Here is a 20,709-nt window from a genome sequence, read left to right as displayed (position 1 = left end):
CCCGCAAAGATACTGCTATTTTTTACTTGTTAGCACACCTAAATGTTATTTTTATCTTATTGATTTAGTGGGAGTTCCAAATTTACAAACCAACACACCATCGCTTCTCGCTGATAATCCAGCCAACACTTAAGTTTACCACGGGTTGAATGGTGCCTTTGAACGGCCCTACATAGTAACCAGCCCCTGCATCAATCGAGAAGCTAAAACCAGAATCATAACTACGCTGAATCCCGTAAACCAGTCCGCCATAGCCATGAATTCCATCAACCAACCTACCCTCGACAACGCGGCTACCTGGAGAAAAAACTGCCGCCGAAGGGGCAAAGTAGTTACCTGAATTCCCATAAATGGACCTTCTGCGCCTTTCCCGACTATTTAGGTTATGATAATAACGGTTTTGAACGGTAATGGCAGGGAAGAAATCGAAATCTTCCAGCGGTTGGGAACTGGCCGGTTCCAAAGCTGCTTGGTATGCCACTCGAATATCCAACGTACTGTTTACGCCCAGAGCCATTTCATATTCTATGCCAGGATTAAAGGCATTTAGCTTAAACTGGCGAACCTCGCAATTTGTCCCGTATTGGGCGTGCATGAAAAAGCTTGTTGACAGAAATGCCAAAAGTAGTGAGCGGCGCATTGTAGGTTAATTTGGTAATAGTATAACCCAAATTTCACCAAAATAGTATGTTTTGGTGGCTTTATTTAATCAAGATATGGGTCCTTTTTCTTTCTTTTGGTAGCCACCCATCCAAACGTAATGTTCAGCAATGGTCCATACCCATTGGGAACACCATCTCCGCGGTAATATCCTGCTCCAAGTTCCAAATTAAAATTGAAGCCTTTTTCATAGGTTCGTTGAATGCCATAGACCATTCCGTAAAATCCCAAATTAAAATCATTAGGGCCTTCAACATTTGTGGAAATCCGCAGCTGTGAAAAGAAAATGGCCTGGGCCGCCGCGATGTAGTTCCCCGAATTCCCAGAAGTGTTTTTGCCCAACCTATCCCTTCTATTAAAATTATGGTAATATCGGTATCGGTTATTGGTTGCCAATCCAAACACATAACCCTCTTCGTAGGTGGCAGTGGCCAAACCTAAATCAATAGAAACACTTTGATTTTTAAAAAGACCCAGCTCATAGGTGAATCCGGGACTCAACAAGTTCAATTTAAACTGATGACGCTCCAAATGCACCAAATCAAAGGCACCTCCCCGTTCCTGCCATTGTGCATGGGAAATTAGGGGCAATAGCCCAAGGACGAACAAAATAATCCCGTACTTCATAGTTGATGGTTTAGTTTGATAAATCTAAAAAGGATACCATTGTTTAATGCTATATTTGTGCAAACTTTAAGAAATGGACATCACCAAAATTCCACAGATAAAACACACGGACAGCGATAACTTTTTTTTGTTGGCAGGACCTTGTGCCATCGAGGGTGAGGATATGGCCATGCGCATTGCAGAAAAGGTCGTGGCCATTACGGACAAGCTTAAGATTCCATATGTTTTTAAAGGAAGTTTTAAAAAAGCGAACCGGAGCCGTATTGATTCCTTTACAGGGATAGGTGATGAAAAAGCCCTGAAAATTTTAAAAAAGGTCTCGGAAACCTTTAAAGTGCCCACCATAACGGATATTCATGAAATATCCGATGCCGCTATGGCTGCGGAATATGTTGACGTATTGCAGATACCCGCCTTTTTGGTGAGACAGACCGACTTGGTAGTTGCAGCTGCCGAAACAGGAAAAGTGGTCAACTTAAAAAAGGGTCAGTTTATGAGCCCTGAAAGTATGCAGCATGCTGTAAAAAAGGTAACCGATTCGGGTAATGAGCAAGTTTGGATTACCGATCGCGGTACAATGTTCGGATACCAGGATATGATCGTGGATTTTCGTGGCGTACCCACCATGAAACAATATGCCCCCGTGGTTTTGGATGTTACCCACTCGCTTCAACAACCCAACCAATCTTCCGGCGTAACTGGCGGTAGACCAGCCTTGATCGGCACTATGGCCCGGGCAGGAATTGCCGCAGGTGTTGACGGTCTTTTTATGGAAACCCATTTTGACCCCGCCAACGCCAAAAGTGATGGAGCCAATATGCTGGATTTAAGTTTATTGGAAAAACTGCTTACCGATTTAACCGCTATCCGAAAAACCATCAATTCCCTTTAAGCAGCTTAAAACTGTTAAAATTTACTGAGCAACCCTCTGTTTAACAGTTAAATAAGTTTTAGTTAAAAACCTTATTTATAATTAGTCTAAATATATTTTGGATAAGCAATCATTGGCATTTACATTTGCCAAAACATTTATTTAGACTAATTTTAAATAATACAATGAAACGTATACTACTCATGCTAAGCTTGGCTTTTTATTCTTTAGCACAAGCGCAATCAGGGAACATCTCCGGAAAAGTAACAGATCAAAGAAACCATCCTTTGGCCAATGTTAATATTGCAGTTTCCAATACTAATTTAGGAACAAATACAAATTATTCAGGGAACTATGAAATATCCGACCTTGCCCCTGGCTCCTACACTTTGACATTTTCAATGGTAGGTTTTGGTACACAGAATAAAACCGTAACGGTTTATTCCAACCAAACTACAACCGTACAAACCATTACTATGCTGGAGCGACAAGAACAACTGAACGAAGTTGTGGTCGAAGGGAACCAAGTAAACAAATTTGGGCGCAAAGCAAGCGTATACGTATCCAAAATGCCCTTAAAAGACATTGAAAATCCTCAAGTGTTCAATTCTATTTCAACCGAGTTGTTACAGGACCAAGTAGTGACCAATTTTGAAGATGCCCTTAAAAACGCACCCGGCATCGATAAACTTTGGGAGTCTACAGGTAGAGGAAATGATGGAGCTGGATATTTCTCATTACGTGGTTTTCCCGTGCAACCAACAATGATCAACGGATTGCCTGGCCTGACCAACGGAAGTCCCGATCCAGCCAACATTGAATCCATTGAGGTCATCAAAGGACCTTCAGGAACTTTGTATGGTAGCAGCTTGATTTCCTACGGTGGTTTGATCAACATCAACACTAAAAAACCATTCTACGGTTTTGGAGGAAATATCTCCTACACTTCTGGCAGTTATGGATTGAACAGGGTAAGCGCCGATGTAAACACCACCTTGGGCAACCAAAACAATGTCGCACTTCGTGTAAACACTTCGTACCATACACAAAACAGCTACCAGGATGCTGGATTTAGAAAGTCGTTCTTCTTTGCGCCATCTTTGGCATTTCAGGCAACTGATAGACTTTCTTTTAACATCAATACCGAGTTTTACAATGGTAGAAGCACCAACCAGACCATGTTGTTTGTAGATCGTGGTTCGCCACTCCGTGTGACCAATTTGGATGAATTGGGTTACGATTACAAACGATCGTACACCAGCAACGATTTGTATATAGATACACCAACATACAGCCTGCAAGGTCAGATGAACTATATTTTGAGCGATTCATGGACCTCTCAGACCGTAATTTCCAGATCAAACGCAAAGTCTGATGGTTACTACTCCTACTTGTACGAGATATCTTCAACTGTAGAAGCTCTTTCTGGTACTCCACTCGAAGACGGCATTATTTTGGGCCGCTACACCAGTAACCAAAACTCGGAGACTTTGGGAACCGATATCCAACAAAACTTTATAGGTGATTTCAATATCGGAAACATGCGCAACCGTTTGGTAATTGGATTGGATTACCTTAAAACAAGGACCATCAACAACAGTACAGGCTATGGAAACCAAGGTTTTATTTATGTTGGAAGAAACCCAGATGAGTTCCAAGCCGTTGCCCCTGCCCTACACGATTACTTTGGGACTCCAATGGGAACCGGCTTGTACGACTCCGGTGTTTTGACACAGGCCGGTGCCGATGCTGGAATAGCCACCTTGGCCAATCCAGGAGCACAGTTCAGCGAGGCACAGCAAGAAATTTTCAGTGCCTACGCCTCCAACGTAATCAATCTGTTACCGGAATTGTCCGCAATGGCCAGTTTGCGTGTGGACCGTTTTTCCAACGACGGATACAATCAAACTGCATTCTCGCCAAAATTTGGTTTGGTATATCAACCTATCTTGAATAAAGTATCGGTGTTTGCCAACTACATGAACGGATTCAGCAATGTGGCACCCGTAACAGAACTTTCCGACGGAAACACTTCGGTAAGGGCATTGAACCCTGAGCACGCCAACCAGTTCGAGTTCGGTACCAAATTGAACCTGTTCAACGATAAACTATCTGCCACTTTGAGCTACTACGACATTACCGTGAGCGATATGGCACAACGAATCGATACCGATGCCGACAACTACTTCTACACCCAAGATGGGGAACAGACCAGCAAAGGTTTTGAAGCGAGTATTATCGCTTCTCCCATTGAAGGATTGAACATTGTGGCAGGCTATAGCTACAACGACAGTAAATTGGTTGAAGGAGACGCCAGCTTTACCGGTTTTAGACCCGAGAGTGCAGGCCCGATGAACTTGGCCAATGTGTGGGCCAGCTACCGATTTACACAAGGTACCATGGAAAACTTTGGACTTGGATTCGGAGGTAACTACGCCAGCGAAAACAAAATCTTCAATAGATCAAACGGTACGTTCACTATTGACGAGTACACAATTCTCAACGCCTCTGCCTTTTATGATGCAAGGGATTTCAGAATCACTTTGAAATTGGATAACATCGCGAACAAAGACTATTACAAAGGTTGGTCTACCATCAGCCCCCAAAACTTAAGAAGTCTTTCCGCAAATTTCACCTATAAATTCTAAGAATACAGATGAAAAAACTAATAGCGACCTTATTGCTCATTACCCTGCCCATACTGTCGGCCTCTGCACATTATTTGTGGATAGAGACCAACGGTACAGGGGCCATGGGCCAAGCACAGGAAGTCCGTGTGCATTATGGAGAATACACCTACGGTGTGATTGAAAAAGTTGAAGGCGAAGCTTTTCCTTTGGTTTCCAAGTTTACCCTTTGGGTAATTGCTCCCGATGGCACAAAAACGCAGTTGAGCACAAAAGCCAAGGAAGACCATTATTTGGCGAGTTTTACCCCATCCCAGAATGGCGTATACACCATTGCCTTGAACAACAATGAAATTAATGTAATCGATTATACGCAATATGACTTTGGGATTTTCAAAACGCATTATCATTCCACCGCAAAAGTTCAGGTGGGAACCGATGGCGATACCAAAACCATAAATCCCGATGGAATTGTGGTAAAGCAGTTGGAAAATGACGAAGACAAAATTAGGCTTCAAGTATGGTACAAGGGCGAGCCCATTGCAAAAAACGAGCTTAAAATCTATGTAGCCGACCTGTGGTCCAAAACCCTGTACACGGATGACAATGGAGAGGTTTCCTTTGCCCTGCCTTGGAACACCAAGTACATTGTGGAAACAACTGCCAAGGAAGAAATTCCTGGCACCTACAATGGCGAGGCTTATGAATTTATTTGGCATTGTGCTACCTATTGCATAAAGAAATAAGCCATGGTGACCCTAATTTCATTACTCACTTTTATAGCTTTTTACTTGCTGTACGGTACATCCAAAAAAATGGCTTCAGTAGGTGTTTTTGGCTTGGAGAAATGGACGGGTGAACACAAAAAATCGGCTCAATTAGCCAGTTTGGCCCTAATGATTCTATCATTGGGGCTCAGCTGCTTTTACTGGGGGCTCGGTTCAGGAACGTTCTCTTTCTTAATCCTTTTGATGACGGTAGCCAGTTTAGTGATTCTTCTTGCTCCATTAAGATTATTGAACTACCGTTTTTTGGGCATTCTTCTTTTGTGCGCAGTCTTTTTTGAAACCTTTTTGTTTTAACCTATGCCAGCCAATAAAAAATATTTGAACCCATCGCCCCCGCAACGTTTTGCCAAAATTACCGCAGCTATTTTAGGTGGTCTCATTGTGGCCGTGATGTTCCATTTGGCCTTGGCCAGTTGGTTCAACCACGTAGCGGTAATCATTACCAGTACATTTTCTGCCTTTATTCTTTGGGCTGTTTTGATGGTCGTTGCCTTTCTGGGCAAAAACGGCTGGAAAGTCTGGGGTATTTACCTTTTGACCAGTTTGGCACTCTTTGTCATATCCTATTTTGGAAATCAAACCCACCCACTCGTTTAAACTATGGGAAACCGTATCTATAATATATTATTTCATACACATACCGTAAGCGGTATCGTTATCAGCGTAGCGCTTTATGTCATTTTTTTTACAGGGTCTTTCTCGTTTTTTAGGGATGAAATTGCCAATTGGCAACGTGGACATTCCGTAAGTCAAGAAGATGTATTGCCCGGCAGCCTGGATGGGCACCTTAACGACCTCGCCAAAGAGTACAATTTATACGGCCGGGATGTGGAATTGAGACATTATTACAACGAACGGAGCATTTCCGTCAACTTAGGGGCTTCAAAAGATTCATTGGCAACGGAAGAGGACAAAGCACCGGTCTTTTTCTACTTGGACCCTGAGGACAAGACCAAAACCGATAGTTATACAAGTAACTATCATTTGGGTGAATTCTTGTACCGGCTTCATTTTTTGGACCAAATTCCATACCCCTACGGAAGGACCTTGGCGGGGTTTGTGGCTTTCTTTTTCCTTTTCGCCATTATTACAGGGGTTTTGGTACACTGGAAAAAGATCGTTTCCAACTTTTATACCTTCAGGCCGTGGGCCAAACTAAAGACCATGTGGACAGATGCCCATACCGCTCTGGGGGTGATAGGGTTTCCATTTCAGTTTGTATATGCCGTAACCGGAGCTTTCTTTTTACTGAAAGGTATTTTGGTGCTTCCTATGGTAATGGGACTGTATGATGGTGACCAAAAACAATTGTACGAAGATTTGGAGTACAACCATCCTGTTTATGAATTTCAGAACGAAAAATTGGACATGGCCATCCATTTGGACCAATATGTTGAGGAGATAAAAAAAGAATGGGGTGATTTTCGGGTTACCGAGACCCATATTTTCAACTATGGTGACCAAAATATGCACGCTGCCATTAGTGGACATCTCGGTTACGATACCAAACTGAACGGTTTGGGATACCGTATTTACAAAATTGCCGATGGTTCCATTGCAAAAGAAAAAGTGCCAATTGCCCCAACTTCCTATTTGGATGGTGTAAAAAACATGATGTTCCGTCTCCATTTTGGGGACTATGCCGGTTATGGGCTTCGGGTGATTTCCTTTATCCTGGGATTGGTTTCGTGCTTTGTGATTTTATCGGGAATTATGATCTGGCTTGTGGCTCGTGATAAAAAGAACATACCGGAAAAACGCAGAAAGTTCAACCGACAAGTGGCGAATTGGTATATGGCCATCTGTCTTACCTTGCTACCTGTTACCGCTTTGGAATTTATTATCGTAAAGTTTGCACCAACAGTGGATATGGGTTTCCTGTACCAAACTTATTTCCCAATCTGGTTGGTGGCCACGGTGTTCTTTATCCTTAAAAAGGATATTGCCTTTACCAATAGATGGACGTTGATCTGCGGTGGTATTTTGGGATTATTGGTTCCGATTGCAAACGGAATTGCAACAGGCAATTGGATGTGGATTGCTTATGAAAAAGGATATCAACACATCCTATTAGTGGATTTGCTTTGGTTGATTTTAGGGATTGTATCACTCTGGATAGCCTTTTTTAAACTGAAGACAAAGAGGTCCGAACTGGCCCCTACCAAAGGCTGATTATTTCCAAAAACCTTTATGGTTGACGGATTCCGCATCTTTGATGACCGCCACAAAAACTTCGGCATCAATATCATCCAAGGTATGGTAACGGAGTGACTTCATCACTTTTCTGCCCTCGGTGATCATTTTATCCAGATGAACGCTCAGGTGGGCCGAACTCCAAAAGCCTACATCCACATACCCCTTTTTTCGGGATACGTTGAAATAGCAAAATGGTTTTCCGTTCAAGTAGTAAAAGGGCAGCCGGTATTTATATTTCAAATCCAGATTGGCAACGGAAGTCTCCACTAAAACCTGTAGTTGTAGCAATATACTTTTGAACAGCTCTTCCTGATTGATAATATAATCTTCCGCTGGGTTCATAAAAAGCTTACTTGTTATTTACGCTTGAACAGCTTTTTAACCAACTTCAGTAAAAAAAGTGCAACAAAACCTATAACCAATCCAAAAATAAAATCCTTGAGCAAAGTCGGCAGGCTTGGGAACAATTGATGGAAAAACTCAATGTTATGGTTAAAAATACCCCCAGACACCAACAGCAACGCCAATGTCCCCACGATTGACAACCCTTTGATGATCTTGGGAAGTGCATTCACCAAAACTCTTCCTACCTGATCGGAAAAAGTATTATGCTCCTCATTCAGATTAATGAGTCTGTAACCGTAATCATCCATACGAACGATCAATGCCACAATGCCATAGACTCCAACGGTCGCCAATAATGCCACAACGGAAACCGTTGCTATTTGTATGGTCAAAGGTTGGTTGACCACCGTACTCAATGCGATAATGACAATCTCAACGGACAGAATAAAATCCGTGATTATGGCCTGCTTTATCTTCTTCTTCTCCAATCCGGGCAATTCCTCTTCGGGAATATCAATAGGGTCTGTTGCATGACCTTCTTCATTCCTGTGAAAAATATATTCGTATACCTTTTCTGCTCCCTCATAGGCCAAATAGACCCCTCCCAAAATCAAAATAACTGTTATGGCAACCGGCAAATAGGCGCTCAACAAAAAAGCAATGGGGAGAATAATCAGTTTGTTCAAAAAAGAACCTTTGGTAATGGCCCATAGTACAGGGATTTCACGACTTGACAAAAAACCGGTTGCTTTCTCGGCATTCACCGCTAAATCATCACCCAAAATACCTGCTGTTTTTTTGGTTGCGACTTTACTCATGGTCGCTACATCGTCCATCAATGCGGAAATATCGTCCAAAACAGCAAAAAAACCAGATGCCATACTACTTTTTTAGGTTAATGATCAAGTTGGAGGCAAAATAAACAAATCCCTCCTTAAGATGACTGAAAATCGAGAAAACTATTCGGCTATATGCCCTCCATTGACATTAAAGTAGCGGCCCAGATAATTACCGAGGAAAAGAAGATGCCGATTGTATTGGCGGCAAAGGCCTCACGTTTTTTCATTTTGAAGAGATAGGCTGCAATACTTCCAGCATAAACTCCCGTACCTGGCAGTGGTATCATAACAAAGAGCACAATACCCAAAAAACCGAAGCGTTGTATTTTTTTACCTGACCCTTTTTTGGCCCTTTGGCCGACAAAAACCGCGGACTTTTTATAGAAACGCCATTTGATCAGATGACGGTTAACGTACTCCAAAAAGAACATCATCATCGGAAACACCAATACATTGGCCCCAAAACAAACAATAAAAACCAGGTACTCATTTACACCTTGGTACATTCCATAAGGAATACCAACTTTTGCTTCGCCAAATGGTGATAGGCTCCAAAGTGCCGCTATAATTAAATCGATGTGCAAAGTGCTTAGGTTTTAAGCTGGCAAACCTAACAAGGAATTTGAATATAACGCCCTTTTAAGCCCTTAAATATTTATTAATTGTGATTTTGAATCAGCTTGATTTTCCCCCAAAAGAGCCTAACAAGTTTATGTCCAGGTTAACAGTTTGTAAAATGTACGCTTCGCCATTGAAACACATGCGAAGGTTTCATAGTTTTGATAAAACCATCAACATGAAATTCCAACCATTTTTTATCGCTCTTTTTACCGCTTCATTACTGTTTGCCCAAGAACATACACATCAAAGCTCCCGAGCTCTTGAGTTTCCGGATATTCCTGGTTATGTAACCTTGAAAACAGATTTACACCAACATACCGTTTTTTCTGATGGCAATGTGTGGCCCAATATTCGAGTTATGGAAGCGCTCCGGGACAACTTGGATGTAATTTCACTTACCGAGCATATCGAATACCAACCCCACAAGGAAGACATTCCCCATCCAGACAGGAACCGTTCCTATGAAATTGCCCTGCAAGAAGCCAAGGACCATGATCTTTTGCTTGTCCATGGATCGGAAATCACGCGCCAAGCGCCTATCGGGCATAACAATGCCATATTTATCAAAGATGCCAACCAACTGCTGGTAAATGATGCCGAGGATTCTTTTGCTGAAGCAAAAAAGCAAGGTGCATTTGTGTTTTGGAACCACCCTGCCTGGTATGCGCAATCGCCAAAAGGAAACCCTGTTTTGAGTGATTTTCAAAAAGAACGCATTAGTAGTGGAGAGTTGCATGGTATCGAAGTGATAAATACCGGTGATTATTCCGAAGAATCATTGGCTCTTGCCCTTGAGAATAATTTGACGATCATGGGCACTAGCGATATTCATGGACTAATTGATTGGGATTATGTGGAAAAGGGACATACACGTCCCATAACCTTGGTCTTTGCCAAAGAAAGATCCAAAGAATCACTTAAAGAAGCTTTATTTGCCGGCAGAACAGTGGCAGTCTTCAATTCTCTACTGGTGGGGAAAGAGGAAAACCTGGTTCCTTTGCTGAATGCCTCTGTTCAATTTGAGAAGGCCAAATACATCAACAACACATCTATTTTGGAAGTTACTTTAAAGAACGTTACCAGTAGTGACCTCATTTTTGAAAATCAAATGTCGTACACCTTCTATTCCAGTTCCCCAGTATTCACAATACCTGCCGAGGGCACCAAAACCCTTCAAATAAAGACGCTCGAAAAAAAGGACGACCTTCAAATAAAACTTAAGGCGCTGGGTGCCTATATTGCCCCCAAAGAGCATCCCGTAATTACCTGGAACATTGCATTAAAAGATCAAGAATAGCTTAAGCCACCGAAGTAAAAGAAGACCCATTGATCGTTTGATCAAAATCGGACGATATTTTGAGCATATATTCTTGAGGAGTTTTCTCTGAGATGGACACCCATTTTTTATCTACGTCAACATCAAAGTAAAACATGGAAAAGTCCGTATCCACATCCAATCGGGATAACAAGAATCTCATAATCCTTGGTCTGAGACTGTATTCCAAATCGATACAGGTCCGTTGCATTGCTGGATTGTCATCTCCAGAAAATACCCAATTGAATGTCACTGGCTTTTGATAATTAGGATATACAATATACTAAAAAACAACCCATTACCAACTTTTGCACTTGAATTTTGGATACAAGGTTATTCTTTGCCATCTACGTAGTCCTGCAAATAGGCGTAGCGAGAGGTCAATTTACCATTTTGGGTCATACGTGCCCGAAGGAGAAGACCATCTTTATCGTTGTTAAAGAATGACGGAATTACATATTTGGAAAATGCCTCACCAAACCCTACACTGGCATCGCGCGGCAACTCACATGGCAAATTGTCCACTGCCATAACGGCGATGGCATTTTTATCCCGATAATCAGTTTCTGTTTCGGATTTGGGCTCGTAACCATAGATGGGATCAGCAATAGTGGATGGACGAATGGTGGATGCCACTGGACCATCGATATCGCAACTGATATCGGCCACCACTTTTATATTGAACTCGGGCTGTTTTGCATCCTCCCGTGTATAGAGATAGGGGGCGCCGTCGCCATAAAAATGTCCTGCAATGTAGAAGTCGGTGACTTTGGCAAACCTGAAAAAGTTGGACTTATATGCCTCGGGGTTCTGAAAAAAATCGGCTTTGTTACCGCGCACCCCATCTTTTCGTTTGTTATATTCGGAAGCATCTATCTGGCAATATACCGGATAATTGAAATCTTCCTTTAAGTACTCTGCAACACCAACTTGTTCCAATCCCATGGCATCGAGCATTTCCTTGGCTCCATTACCCACTCTGCCTTTTCCCGTTAGCAATATTTTAATGTTGGGCAGTTGTATTTTTTTAAGCTCGGCAATCAAGGCTTGTTGATCTAAAAGAGATTCGGCCTTGGGCAATTTGTACAGATTGTATTTTAATCCATACGCCCTGAATCCGTTATAGGCCCCTACTATACCAGCATAACGACCAAAGGCCACCAATCTGGCCCCTTTTGCGTTGGTGATGACTTCGTGATCGTACAATTCGATGTTTTTATCCAGTATTGCTCGGAGCAACTCTCGGTTATATGGTTGTTTTTTAATGGTGTGTGAAAAGAAAAAATATTTTTTGTTGGGAATCAACGCATCGATGGGAACTTCTTTGACACCAAGAAGTACTTCGCAGGAACCCATATCATCGACTACCTGGATTCCCCTATCGGCATACTCTTTATCGGCGAAAACCCGAATGGGGGACGATTCCACTAAAATTTCAGCTTTTGGAAATTTGGAGAGGACATTTTGACATTCCTTTGGTGACAGTACCACCCTGCGATCGGGCGGATTTTTCCGTTCCCTGATAATTCCGAACTTCATATGGTATTTTGGTATAATTGTTGACCAAATTAAGGGTAATAGGCAGGGTAAGCAAACTTTTTATTGTTTGATGGATATGAGTTACCTTTGCCGACCGCGTTAGGGATAGAGGCAGGTACCATGTACGGCCGATAGCCCGACCGAGAACTTGCCGAGCAAGTTTTGGGAAACGCCCACACTTTGACTGCGCTCAATGCAGGCCAAGTTCTTTGATAAAAAAGTGAGAGATTCCTGCCTTCGCAGGAATAACATTACGGGGCCGACCGGTTTTGACAGCAAGACCAATGGCGATGTAAGCATGCCGAGCGCTGGGATACAGCTCGTTAATCTCATGTTTCACACTTTTAATTGGCGAAAATAATTACGCTCTTGCCGCATAATCTGAATTATAGTAAGATATGCCTCGTCCCTACAAGGTAGGGAAGCGAGATGTTCCTGAATAGCCCTTGTTGACGGCGATTCGTTTAGGAGCACCAAAAAAGTCAACACAAGGGTGTTCGTTCGCTTTGGCGACACCTCTAAAACCTAAAGAAGATAAGTGTATGTTAGGCCGTATCTGGTCAGGCATGCATCGAAAATCAAACAGATACTAAGCATGTAGAAAGCATGGTTATTGCTTGTTTGGACGAGGGTTCGAATCCCTCCGGCTCCACTAAAACACCATCAAAACAACACATTAAACCTGTAAATTACTGATTTACAGGTTTTTTTATTTTATTTGGTTTCGTTTAATCTCAATTAAAATCAGTTTGAAAGGCACCAAATCGATACCCATTTTAAAAATTAAAAAAAGGTATCGATATTCTTGTAATATTCTCTTTTATAATATTTTACAAAACTCCAATAAGTTATTTTTCATACCTTTATTGACATAAATCGATACCCAAAATATGTCAAATTCCTTTGCAGTCTTATTTTACCTTAAAGACAAACGTCTCGACAAGAACGGGAAAGCCGGACTATACCTAAGATTAACAGTAAATGGTCAACGATCAGTAATAAGCCTTCATAGAAAAATCGATCCTGAAAAATGGGACTCCAGAATGAACAAATTGAAAGGAAAGGGAATAGAGGCAGAAGAATTGAATCGATTTATGGCAACAGTCCGCCACAAGGTTAACAAAATACATCATGAATTGGTGGAAGAAGGAAACTTTTTTACCGTGTATGATGTAAAGGACAAATTCTTAGGCAATGACAAAAGGGTAAAAATGCTTTTGGAGCTCTTTGATGAGCATAACCAACAAATGGAAAAATTGATTGGTATTGAATTTGCCCTGGGCACATACAAACGATATCATACCACAAGAAACCATGTGGCTGAATTTATAAAGTTTGAATTCCGAAAATCAGACATCCCGGTTCGAGATGTGGATTTAAAATTTATCAAAGGATTTGAGTACTTCTTAAAAACAGCCAAAGAATGCAACCATAACTCAGCATTGAAATACGTAAACAATTTCAAGAAGATAATCCGAATGGCCGTGGCACATGAATGGATCAGTAAAGATCCTTTTTATAACTATAAGGTGCAGTTCAAAACGGTAGAGCGTGAATTCCTATCCAAAGAGGAATTACAGACTTTAGTGGACAAGGAAATCAATGGAGAACGTTTGAACGTTGTTCGAGATATGTTTGTGTTCTGTTGTTATACCGGCCTTTCCTATATAGATGTTCAAAAACTAAATCCTGATAACATTGTCACGCATATTGATGGAAGTCTTTGGATTAAGTCCAAACGTACTAAAACAAAATCAAGATTAGGTATTCCCCTATTACCAACTGCTATTGGTTTAATTGAAAAATATCAAGACCATCCTAAGGTAATCAACGGAGATTGCGTTCTTCCTGTATTAAGCAATCAGAAGTCCAATGCTTACTTGAAAGAAATCGCTGACCTCTGTGGAATCAAAAAGAACCTAACCACTCATTTGGCCAGGCATACTTTTGCAACAACTGTAACACTTTCCAATGGTGTCCCTATTGAGACTGTAGGACAAATGCTCGGACATAAAAATCTTCGAACCACCCAACATTATGCTAAAATCATAGATAGAAAGGTGAGTGATGATATGCAGGTTTTAAAAAAGAAGTTGGGCATTCAGGAGAAGGTTAAAACAAATAATGCCTGAATTTCTGTCCCAATCTTACCCCAACTTTTGCACATGGATCCTGTTTTAATTTTATAGTGTTCGGAAAGATAAGCGTGAAGTAAAATTGAAATAGGGTGCAATGAACCTATTTACAATATTGAAAGAGTTCAATTCCTTCACAAAAAACAATGCTATTCAGGTTTTCTTTGCCTTGCAAAGAAAATATGAAGAGCAAGAGGATAGCGTGCTGACGCAACGCTATTCATTCATTTTCCTTCGGAAAAGCCCATGTTTTATGGGGTTTTGTAGAATTTCAGTTTATTCCATTTAGTTCATTTTTAGCCTAAAAATGCTCTCAGCCCAATGAAACCAACGAATTTTTAGCTTAAAAACTGAGCTTTGGTGCTTTCAATGAAGGTATCTTTTCTTCTTAATTTATGATTGTAATGATTCTTGGAACAATCCCTTTTTAATGGAAAAAGCTGTTCAGCCCAGTAAAACCAATAAATTTTTAATGGAAAAATGGGTTTCAAGAAGTTTAACAGATCAAATTTTACCTCGCTCAGTAGTATTAGTTTTTGTAAGATTTGGGGCTTGCAGCACTCCACTTCGTTGCGTTCGCCTTTGTTTCGAATATCATTATGAACCAGGGGATTTTAAGGCACCGTTTAATTGAACTTTGGAAAAGGCGGGCATATGGCTTATGGTTGTTTTGGGAGCATTATCTGTCCAACCAAACCAAAGCGGGCTACTGAGGAAAAACCTTGCAGCTAGCCTTTTACTGCCAAAGGCTATATGCAGTGTTGTGTGTTCGAACTTTTTCATTCTATCAAAAAACTCAATTCGTCACAAGTTTTAGTCGGTATGAATTCAGTCAATTCGTAATTTGCCAATTCCTTTTTCTTGAAAGGATCATTTGCAATAATTTTTTCCAATTCAGGTTTCGATTTAACATTCGATAAAATTATTCCTCCTGTTCTAGGTATTTTTCTTCCTGATAAGAGAAAATGTCCTAATTTATATTGCTCATTTAGGAATTCAATATGGTCATTGAGAAATTGGTCAACTTTTTCCAATTCAGTTTTATAAGTCAGGTTTATAATGAACATTTAGATTTTTGTATTCAATTCAATTTTTCGTTCTCATATGGTAGGACACACAACTTTTTATGTAATCATAAAATACATCCATATGCACCCAAAATTGAAAATTATTGAGGCATCAAATCATCTTTTCTTGGTATCGTTTACTTGAACTTTGGTAACGGTCCCATATAAAAATGATAGCGGATTTGTTGCAACTACTTTTCAGATTAAAATATAATTTTATTAGATAAAAAAGCGGTTCAAGTTTGCACTCAAACCGCTTTTGCTTATATATCATGTTATAAGGCACTTTTATTCACTGATATATGCTTCTAATTTTGAAAAAGCCTTTTCCCGGAACGGAATTAATTGTTTATAATCGTTACTTTCAAATACTTCATTCAATGAATTTATATTTGGGAATTCCATAATTGAAACTAAACTTGGTTTGTAGTCCCCAATTAAAGGTTTCGTAATTTTAAATTTATTAACTGGTTTTGCACGTGCTTTTTTATAAAGAAGACCTACTTTTTCAAGATAATGCGAAAGTTCTTCCTTTCCGTTCGGATTCAATGTTGCTACGATTGTTAAATTTACTTTGTCCATGATTTTGTTTTTTATTATTTAACTATTTTCTCTTACCCATTTTTCTATCAAATAATTAGAGATAGAATCCTTTTTAGAAATCACAAGTTTATTGTCCTGTACCATTTCTATAATCTGGTTTGCAGAAAACCAATGTGCTTCCTTTATTTCTTTATTATCTATTTTAAAGTTTTTATTTTTTGTTTCAGCTGAAAATCCTAACATCATAGAGGAAGGAAATGTCCAGGGTTGGGAAGCAATATATTTAATGTTGGTCACGGCAACGCTTAATTCTTCTTTCATTTCTCTTATAACAGTATCTTCAAGACTTTCTCCAATTTCTGAAAAACCTGAGAAAAGAGAGCACATATAACCATATTCCTTTTGATGCATATTTAGTAAACATAAAGAAGGTGAGTTTTCTTGTTTGTATTCAATCAATACAATCACAGCAGGATTAATCCTTGGAAAATGAAGTGAGTTACATAGACTATTTGAACACTTTCTTCTGTGGCCTTTTTCTTCGGTAATTGTTTTTGAACCACAATTATTGCAAAATTGATGTGTCTTATTCCAATGTGCTATACCTTTAGCATATGCAAGTAGAGAAGCTTCTTTTTCAGTAATTACATGAAAACAATCGCGTAAACAGCATAAATTTGAATCAGTTAAGAAATTAGATATCGTAGCGTATTTTATTTCAGATAAGTCTATGCACCAGACTTCTTTATTGTCTGTTATTCCCAAATAATATTTTTTTTCAGATAGCGAAGTCAATTCTGATGGAACATTCATTACCACTTTATCACTATTTAAATAATTAATGCTGAAAAAATGGTCCTTATAAATTGGGATGAAAGAAATTTCTAACGGCTTAGTTTTTATTTCTCGTGATTCAACTGCTCTATTGAAATCTTTATTACTGTAAAATTGTATATCATTCATCGGCTTCAAATTTTTTTGCCCAATCTTTTGCCCAAGACTCTAAAGGTTTTAGCAATTGGAAAATTTCTCTTCCTTTATCAGTAAGTGTATATCCATCAACTGTTCTTTCAATTAAAAAAGATTGGGTTAGTTCTTTTAACCTTTTATTTAATGTTGTAGGTGATATAGATTCGCATCTATCTTGAAGTACACGAAAAGTGCAAGAACCCTCTTGTAATCTCCAAATAATTCCCATTGACCAACTTCTACCTAATAGGTCAAATAAAGCCATTAAATGGTTACCTGATTTTGAACCCCTTACGGGCCTTCCTGGTTTTGGCAGTGACATAATTTAATTTTTTGCTACACATTATATAGCAAAGCTACAGAATATGTAGCGTATATGAAAGAGAATTGGATTATTTATACAATCTGATTTGATTCCAATTCCAATTAATTGAAGTTAGAGCGACTCTTTAAAATGACTTACAATGGTCCGGAGTTCATATCAAAGGTATATACCAATAGCGCAAGGGCAAGCAGATAGCGCTGGAGTTCATCCATCCCGGCAGGCCCATGGAGAACGAACATATGGAAAGCTGAACAGGTTGTATAGGGAGAATATGCTCGATGCCTACTGGTTCAACAATCTTCTCCAAGTATTGGTACCTACCCAAAAATGGATAGAGGATTACAATATAAGATATCCCATGCATCCATCAGGGATATGCCGCCGGGGGGATACATGAACCGTTTCGGGAAGAATTCCTCCCTGAAACCAACGACATTAATGATAATTTTATGAATTTAGCGATGTCCTAAAAGAGGTTAGGCTACAAAAGGGGTCAGGCTATAACTTTTCGTGGGCACAGAATCGAGTTCGACCAACGTTGAACCAAACGATTCATTCTTAAGTAGCTGTTTTCGATACTGAGACGGAAACACTACATTACATCTTCTTTAGACACGTACATTAAATCAACAGTCTAAAACTTGATAATCCTATAACAAGAGAATTAAATGACCGAATTTGAAAGAATTGTGAAAGCTAATTTCGGAGAGTTAAAAAGGGAAGAAATTGACATCCTTCGTTCTTTCTTTTATCATGATAGAATGGAAAAAAATGATTTTTTTATTCAAACCGGAAAATACTGCAGAAAGCTAAGCTTAGTAAAATCAGGACTGTTGCGGATTTATAGGCATTCAGATGGAAAGGAGGTAACACAATGGATTTCATCCCCCAATCAATTTGTTACGGAGATTTCGAGTTTCTTCTTCAATGAACCTAGTAGATTGTCCATCCAAGCTTTAACAGATGTGGAATTACTTACAATCAACCGGAAAAACTATGAGCAATTAAACGAAAAGCTTCCTATTTGGAAAGAAGTGGAAACACAATTTATGGCCAAGTGTTTTGCTATTCTTGAAGATAGGGTGTTTTCGCATTTATCCATGAGTACAGAAGAAAGGTTTGATCTTTTTTTCCACCAAAACCGGGAGCTTTTGAACCTAGTTCCTTTACAATACATTGCATCAATTTTGGGAATGACTCCTGAAACCTTAAGTCGGATCAGAAAAAAACGTATTGGAAATTCTTGATTTTAGTCAAGAGCATTCCATCAATTTTAAATCAACTTTGCCCGAAACCTAGAATACATGACAAAGGAAATAAGGACAAAGATTGAAATAAACGCCAGTCCAGAGAAAATATGGACTGTTTTAACACATCAAGAAAATTATCCCAATTGGAATCCATTCATCCGAAAAATGGAAGGAAAACTATCCATTGGTGAAAGGTTGCAGGTAATTATCCAAATGAACAATTCGTCAAAGATGACATTTAAACCAATAGTTTTGGAACTTGAAGAGAACCAAGTTTTAACATGGAAAGGAAAGTTCTTGATCAGTGGACTTTTTGACGGGACTCATACCTTCGAACTTATCGATAACAACAACGGAAAGACCACTTTTAAACAGAGTGAAATTTTTGAAGGGATTCTTGTACGATTCTTTAATTTAGAAAACACGAAAAAAGGATTTGAAAGGATGAACGAGCGAATTAAACAACAATGTGAAAAATAAGGTGCCATTTCATAGTATAGCTGTAATGCCCAAAAATAAACGGGCAACCATTGTAGCATCCATAACTTACTAGTACAAGGGGTCTGTCCATAGCCAACCAATGTTCAAATACACGCTTTTTAACTAATATGAAAATACAGATTTTAAAATTTAAAGGTTGATTCAAATGAAACTAAGCACATATCTAGCCAATAGGTTAAGGGAAATATTGTTGGAGGGAAAATGGGTGTTAGGCACCAACTTCAAAGACGAAATAACCGACCTGGATTGGCTAAAAGCGTCCCAGAGACTAGGGAACTCCAATACTATTGTAGATTTAACCTTTCATATCAATTACTATATTTCCGGAGTAGCTCAAGTTCTTAAGGGCGGGACATTGGATATCCGAGATAAACATAGTTTTGAATATCCACCCATAAAATCCGAAGAAGATTGGAAGCAAATGGTAAACAAATTTTGCGCTGACTCAAAAGAATTTATTGAACTTGTTGAAAAGATGTCAGACCAGGAATTATTGGCTGACTTTATAGAAGAAAAATATGGCACCTATATGAGGAATCTGGATGCTATGATCGAACATACCAGTTATCACCTTGGACAAGTCGTTTTACTAAAAAAGCACCTCCGATAAAACCCCATGATATGGTTTAGTTGTAACTATTTGAAGTGTAGTTGGAATCAAGCAGTCACTACAGTCAAAGCAAAAAACCTCAAATACTACCGGATATACATCTTTAAGTATAAGTTTGATCTGCCTACTTCATTTACAACCCTTCTCCTTTCAAGTTTATTTTTCTCTTATCCAAAAAGTATAAGGTATCCATCCAAATGGTAAATCCTTCGGGCTATTTTGACCAGAGAGCCATTAAAATGATTGTGAATAACATTTAAGTCTACCACTGCGCCGTGTGATTTTTAATTGAAAAAACCACTTTTTTGGTGACGAAAAAAATACTCGTCCAATTTTCGGTTGCCCGACAAAATTCCTAGGGGCATTTTTGTCTAATGGAAATACACAAAGGATTGATTTTAGTACTATTGGCACTTACGATGCCGAAACTCAGTTTGGCGCAGGAACTGAAGCCTTCACTGTTCGTGCGAACACCACAAATTGCAAATTACAACATCAACACCAATGAAGTCAGTTATACTCCGATTCTATCCATAGGTGCGGGACTTTCTTATAAATCAGAGTTCATAGAGTTGGCTGCCTTTGTAGATGCCACTAATCAATATGGATTTTATACTTTTTTCGGAACTACTTTAAAAACCAATGAAATACAAAGAAACCTATATCTAAACGTCAATTGGTTTGGAGAAGTCACCTATATCCCAAAGCAACACCAAGATTCAGATTCCTTTGTCCATACTACGGGAATTTCCCTTTTCCTAAACCATTCTTTTGATTGGGGCTCCATAGGCATTCCCTTATGCATTGGATTTGGTTATAGCAATAAAACGATTAGCCTAAATACAAGAACCATTCTAAATATTTCATTAAACCTTAATTAA

23 protein-coding genes and 1 other RNA gene are annotated in these 20,709 nt (G+C 39.5%); 13 read left to right on the top strand and 11 right to left on the bottom strand.

Features of this window, described 5'->3' with window-relative positions:
- Nucleotides 1-82: 82 nt before the first annotated feature.
- Together J0654_RS17825 and J0654_RS17820 are read right to left on the bottom strand one after the other, a co-directional pair.
- Nucleotides 83-640, bottom strand: coding sequence for a hypothetical protein (locus J0654_RS17825; protein ID WP_207030472.1), 558 nt, complete (start codon nt 638-640; stop codon nt 83-85).
- 65 nt (nt 641-705) lie between these two features.
- The gene (locus J0654_RS17820) at nt 706-1,287 is read right to left on the bottom strand and encodes a hypothetical protein (RefSeq protein ID WP_207030471.1); all 582 of its coding nucleotides are present in this window, start codon (nt 1,285-1,287) and stop codon (nt 706-708) included.
- Between the two features lie 73 nt (nt 1,288-1,360).
- Between J0654_RS17820 and kdsA the strand changes: the two genes are divergently transcribed.
- The 6 genes from kdsA to J0654_RS17790 all read left to right on the top strand — a co-directional run bounded on the left by kdsA (nt 1,361) and on the right by J0654_RS17790 (nt 7,745).
- Nucleotides 1,361-2,179 carry a 3-deoxy-8-phosphooctulonate synthase gene (kdsA, locus tag J0654_RS17815; RefSeq protein WP_207030470.1) on the top strand — a complete coding sequence of 273 codons (819 nt, stop codon included), beginning with the start codon at nt 1,361-1,363 and terminating at the stop codon, nt 2,177-2,179.
- 164 nt (nt 2,180-2,343) lie between these two features.
- Complete coding sequence (locus J0654_RS17810; RefSeq protein WP_207030469.1) at nt 2,344-4,806, top strand: TonB-dependent receptor; 2,463 nt, start codon at nt 2,344-2,346, stop codon at nt 4,804-4,806.
- 8 nt (nt 4,807-4,814) lie between these two features.
- The gene (locus J0654_RS17805; protein WP_207030468.1) at nt 4,815-5,531 is read left to right on the top strand and encodes a DUF4198 domain-containing protein; all 717 of its coding nucleotides are present in this window, start codon (nt 4,815-4,817) and stop codon (nt 5,529-5,531) included.
- 3 nt (nt 5,532-5,534) lie between these two features.
- On the top strand, nt 5,535-5,867 hold the full coding sequence (locus J0654_RS17800; RefSeq protein WP_207030467.1) for a hypothetical protein: 333 nt from the start codon (nt 5,535-5,537) through the stop codon (nt 5,865-5,867).
- 3 nt (nt 5,868-5,870) lie between these two features.
- Nucleotides 5,871-6,170 carry a hypothetical protein gene (locus tag J0654_RS17795; RefSeq protein WP_207030466.1) on the top strand — a complete coding sequence of 100 codons (300 nt, stop codon included), beginning with the start codon at nt 5,871-5,873 and terminating at the stop codon, nt 6,168-6,170.
- 3 nt (nt 6,171-6,173) lie between these two features.
- Complete coding sequence (locus tag J0654_RS17790; protein WP_207030465.1) at nt 6,174-7,745, top strand: PepSY-associated TM helix domain-containing protein; 1,572 nt, start codon at nt 6,174-6,176, stop codon at nt 7,743-7,745.
- Here J0654_RS17790 and J0654_RS17785 read toward each other — a convergent pair whose 3' ends face one another.
- From J0654_RS17785 to J0654_RS17775, 3 genes are all read right to left on the bottom strand, one after another.
- Entirely contained in the window at nt 7,746-8,111 is a 366-nt protein-coding gene (locus tag J0654_RS17785; RefSeq protein WP_207030464.1) for a DUF1801 domain-containing protein, read from the bottom strand.
- A gap of 14 nt (nt 8,112-8,125) precedes the next feature.
- The gene (locus J0654_RS17780) at nt 8,126-8,995 is read right to left on the bottom strand and encodes a DUF808 domain-containing protein (RefSeq protein WP_207030463.1); all 870 of its coding nucleotides are present in this window, start codon (nt 8,993-8,995) and stop codon (nt 8,126-8,128) included.
- Between the two features lie 86 nt (nt 8,996-9,081).
- Nucleotides 9,082-9,537: a COG2426 family protein gene (locus tag J0654_RS17775; protein WP_207030462.1), complete on the bottom strand. Its 456-nt coding sequence runs from the start codon at nt 9,535-9,537 to the stop codon at nt 9,082-9,084.
- Nucleotides 9,538-9,749: 212 nt separating this feature from the next.
- Here J0654_RS17775 and J0654_RS17770 point away from each other — a divergent pair, with 212 nt between their 5' ends.
- Nucleotides 9,750-10,871: an Sb-PDE family phosphodiesterase gene (locus J0654_RS17770; RefSeq protein WP_207030461.1), complete on the top strand. Its 1,122-nt coding sequence runs from the start codon at nt 9,750-9,752 to the stop codon at nt 10,869-10,871.
- A 1-nt stretch (nt 10,872) separates the two neighbouring features.
- On the opposite strand, the gene J0654_RS17765 is transcribed toward J0654_RS17770, so the two are convergent.
- Nucleotides 10,873-11,052 carry a hypothetical protein gene (locus J0654_RS17765; RefSeq protein ID WP_207030460.1) on the bottom strand — a complete coding sequence of 60 codons (180 nt, stop codon included), beginning with the start codon at nt 11,050-11,052 and terminating at the stop codon, nt 10,873-10,875.
- Between the two features lie 170 nt (nt 11,053-11,222).
- Nucleotides 11,223-12,428, bottom strand: a complete 1,206-nt coding sequence (locus tag J0654_RS17760) for an NAD(P)-dependent oxidoreductase (protein WP_207030459.1) — start codon at nt 12,426-12,428, stop codon at nt 11,223-11,225.
- A gap of 255 nt (nt 12,429-12,683) precedes the next feature.
- On the opposite strand from J0654_RS17760, the gene ssrA reads away from it, so the two are divergent.
- Nucleotides 12,684-13,083: a transfer-messenger RNA gene (gene ssrA / locus J0654_RS17755) on the top strand.
- A 235-nt stretch (nt 13,084-13,318) separates the two neighbouring features.
- Nucleotides 13,319-14,560 (top strand): site-specific integrase, encoded by a 1,242-nt coding sequence (locus J0654_RS17750; protein ID WP_207030458.1) that lies wholly within the window; start codon nt 13,319-13,321, stop codon nt 14,558-14,560.
- 782 nt (nt 14,561-15,342) lie between these two features.
- Here the strand turns inward: J0654_RS17750 and J0654_RS17745 are convergent.
- The 4 genes from J0654_RS17745 to J0654_RS17730 all read right to left on the bottom strand — a co-directional run bounded on the left by J0654_RS17745 (nt 15,343) and on the right by J0654_RS17730 (nt 17,464).
- Nucleotides 15,343-15,630, bottom strand: coding sequence for a YciI family protein (locus tag J0654_RS17745; protein WP_207030457.1), 288 nt, complete (start codon nt 15,628-15,630; stop codon nt 15,343-15,345).
- Between the two features lie 288 nt (nt 15,631-15,918).
- Nucleotides 15,919-16,212 carry a DUF1330 domain-containing protein gene (locus tag J0654_RS17740; RefSeq protein WP_207030456.1) on the bottom strand — a complete coding sequence of 98 codons (294 nt, stop codon included), beginning with the start codon at nt 16,210-16,212 and terminating at the stop codon, nt 15,919-15,921.
- 18 nt (nt 16,213-16,230) lie between these two features.
- Entirely contained in the window at nt 16,231-17,136 is a 906-nt protein-coding gene (gene nudC, locus J0654_RS17735) for an NAD(+) diphosphatase (RefSeq protein ID WP_207030455.1), read from the bottom strand.
- Nucleotides 17,129-17,464, bottom strand: a complete 336-nt coding sequence (locus tag J0654_RS17730) for a winged helix-turn-helix transcriptional regulator (protein WP_207030454.1) — start codon at nt 17,462-17,464, stop codon at nt 17,129-17,131. The genes nudC and J0654_RS17730 overlap by 8 nt, the downstream gene beginning before the upstream one ends.
- Nucleotides 17,465-18,135: 671 nt before the next feature.
- Between J0654_RS17730 and J0654_RS17725 the strand changes: the two genes are divergently transcribed.
- The 4 genes from J0654_RS17725 (at nt 18,136) to J0654_RS17710 (ending at nt 20,709) form a co-directional block, all read left to right on the top strand.
- The gene (locus tag J0654_RS17725; RefSeq protein ID WP_207030453.1) at nt 18,136-18,714 is read left to right on the top strand and encodes a Crp/Fnr family transcriptional regulator; all 579 of its coding nucleotides are present in this window, start codon (nt 18,136-18,138) and stop codon (nt 18,712-18,714) included.
- Nucleotides 18,715-18,771: 57 nt separating this feature from the next.
- The gene (locus J0654_RS17720) at nt 18,772-19,197 is read left to right on the top strand and encodes an SRPBCC domain-containing protein (protein WP_207030452.1); all 426 of its coding nucleotides are present in this window, start codon (nt 18,772-18,774) and stop codon (nt 19,195-19,197) included.
- Nucleotides 19,198-19,363: 166 nt separating this feature from the next.
- Nucleotides 19,364-19,828, top strand: coding sequence for a DinB family protein (locus J0654_RS17715; protein WP_207030451.1), 465 nt, complete (start codon nt 19,364-19,366; stop codon nt 19,826-19,828).
- 374 nt (nt 19,829-20,202) lie between these two features.
- The gene (locus tag J0654_RS17710; protein ID WP_207030450.1) at nt 20,203-20,709 is read left to right on the top strand and encodes a hypothetical protein; all 507 of its coding nucleotides are present in this window, start codon (nt 20,203-20,205) and stop codon (nt 20,707-20,709) included.

This window comes from Flagellimonas profundi (genome assembly GCF_017313275.1).
GTDB lineage: Bacteria > Bacteroidota > Bacteroidia > Flavobacteriales > Flavobacteriaceae > Flagellimonas > Flagellimonas profundi.
The sequence above is the reverse complement of the archived record's forward strand: the minus strand, read 5'-3'. Positions and strand labels throughout refer to the sequence as shown.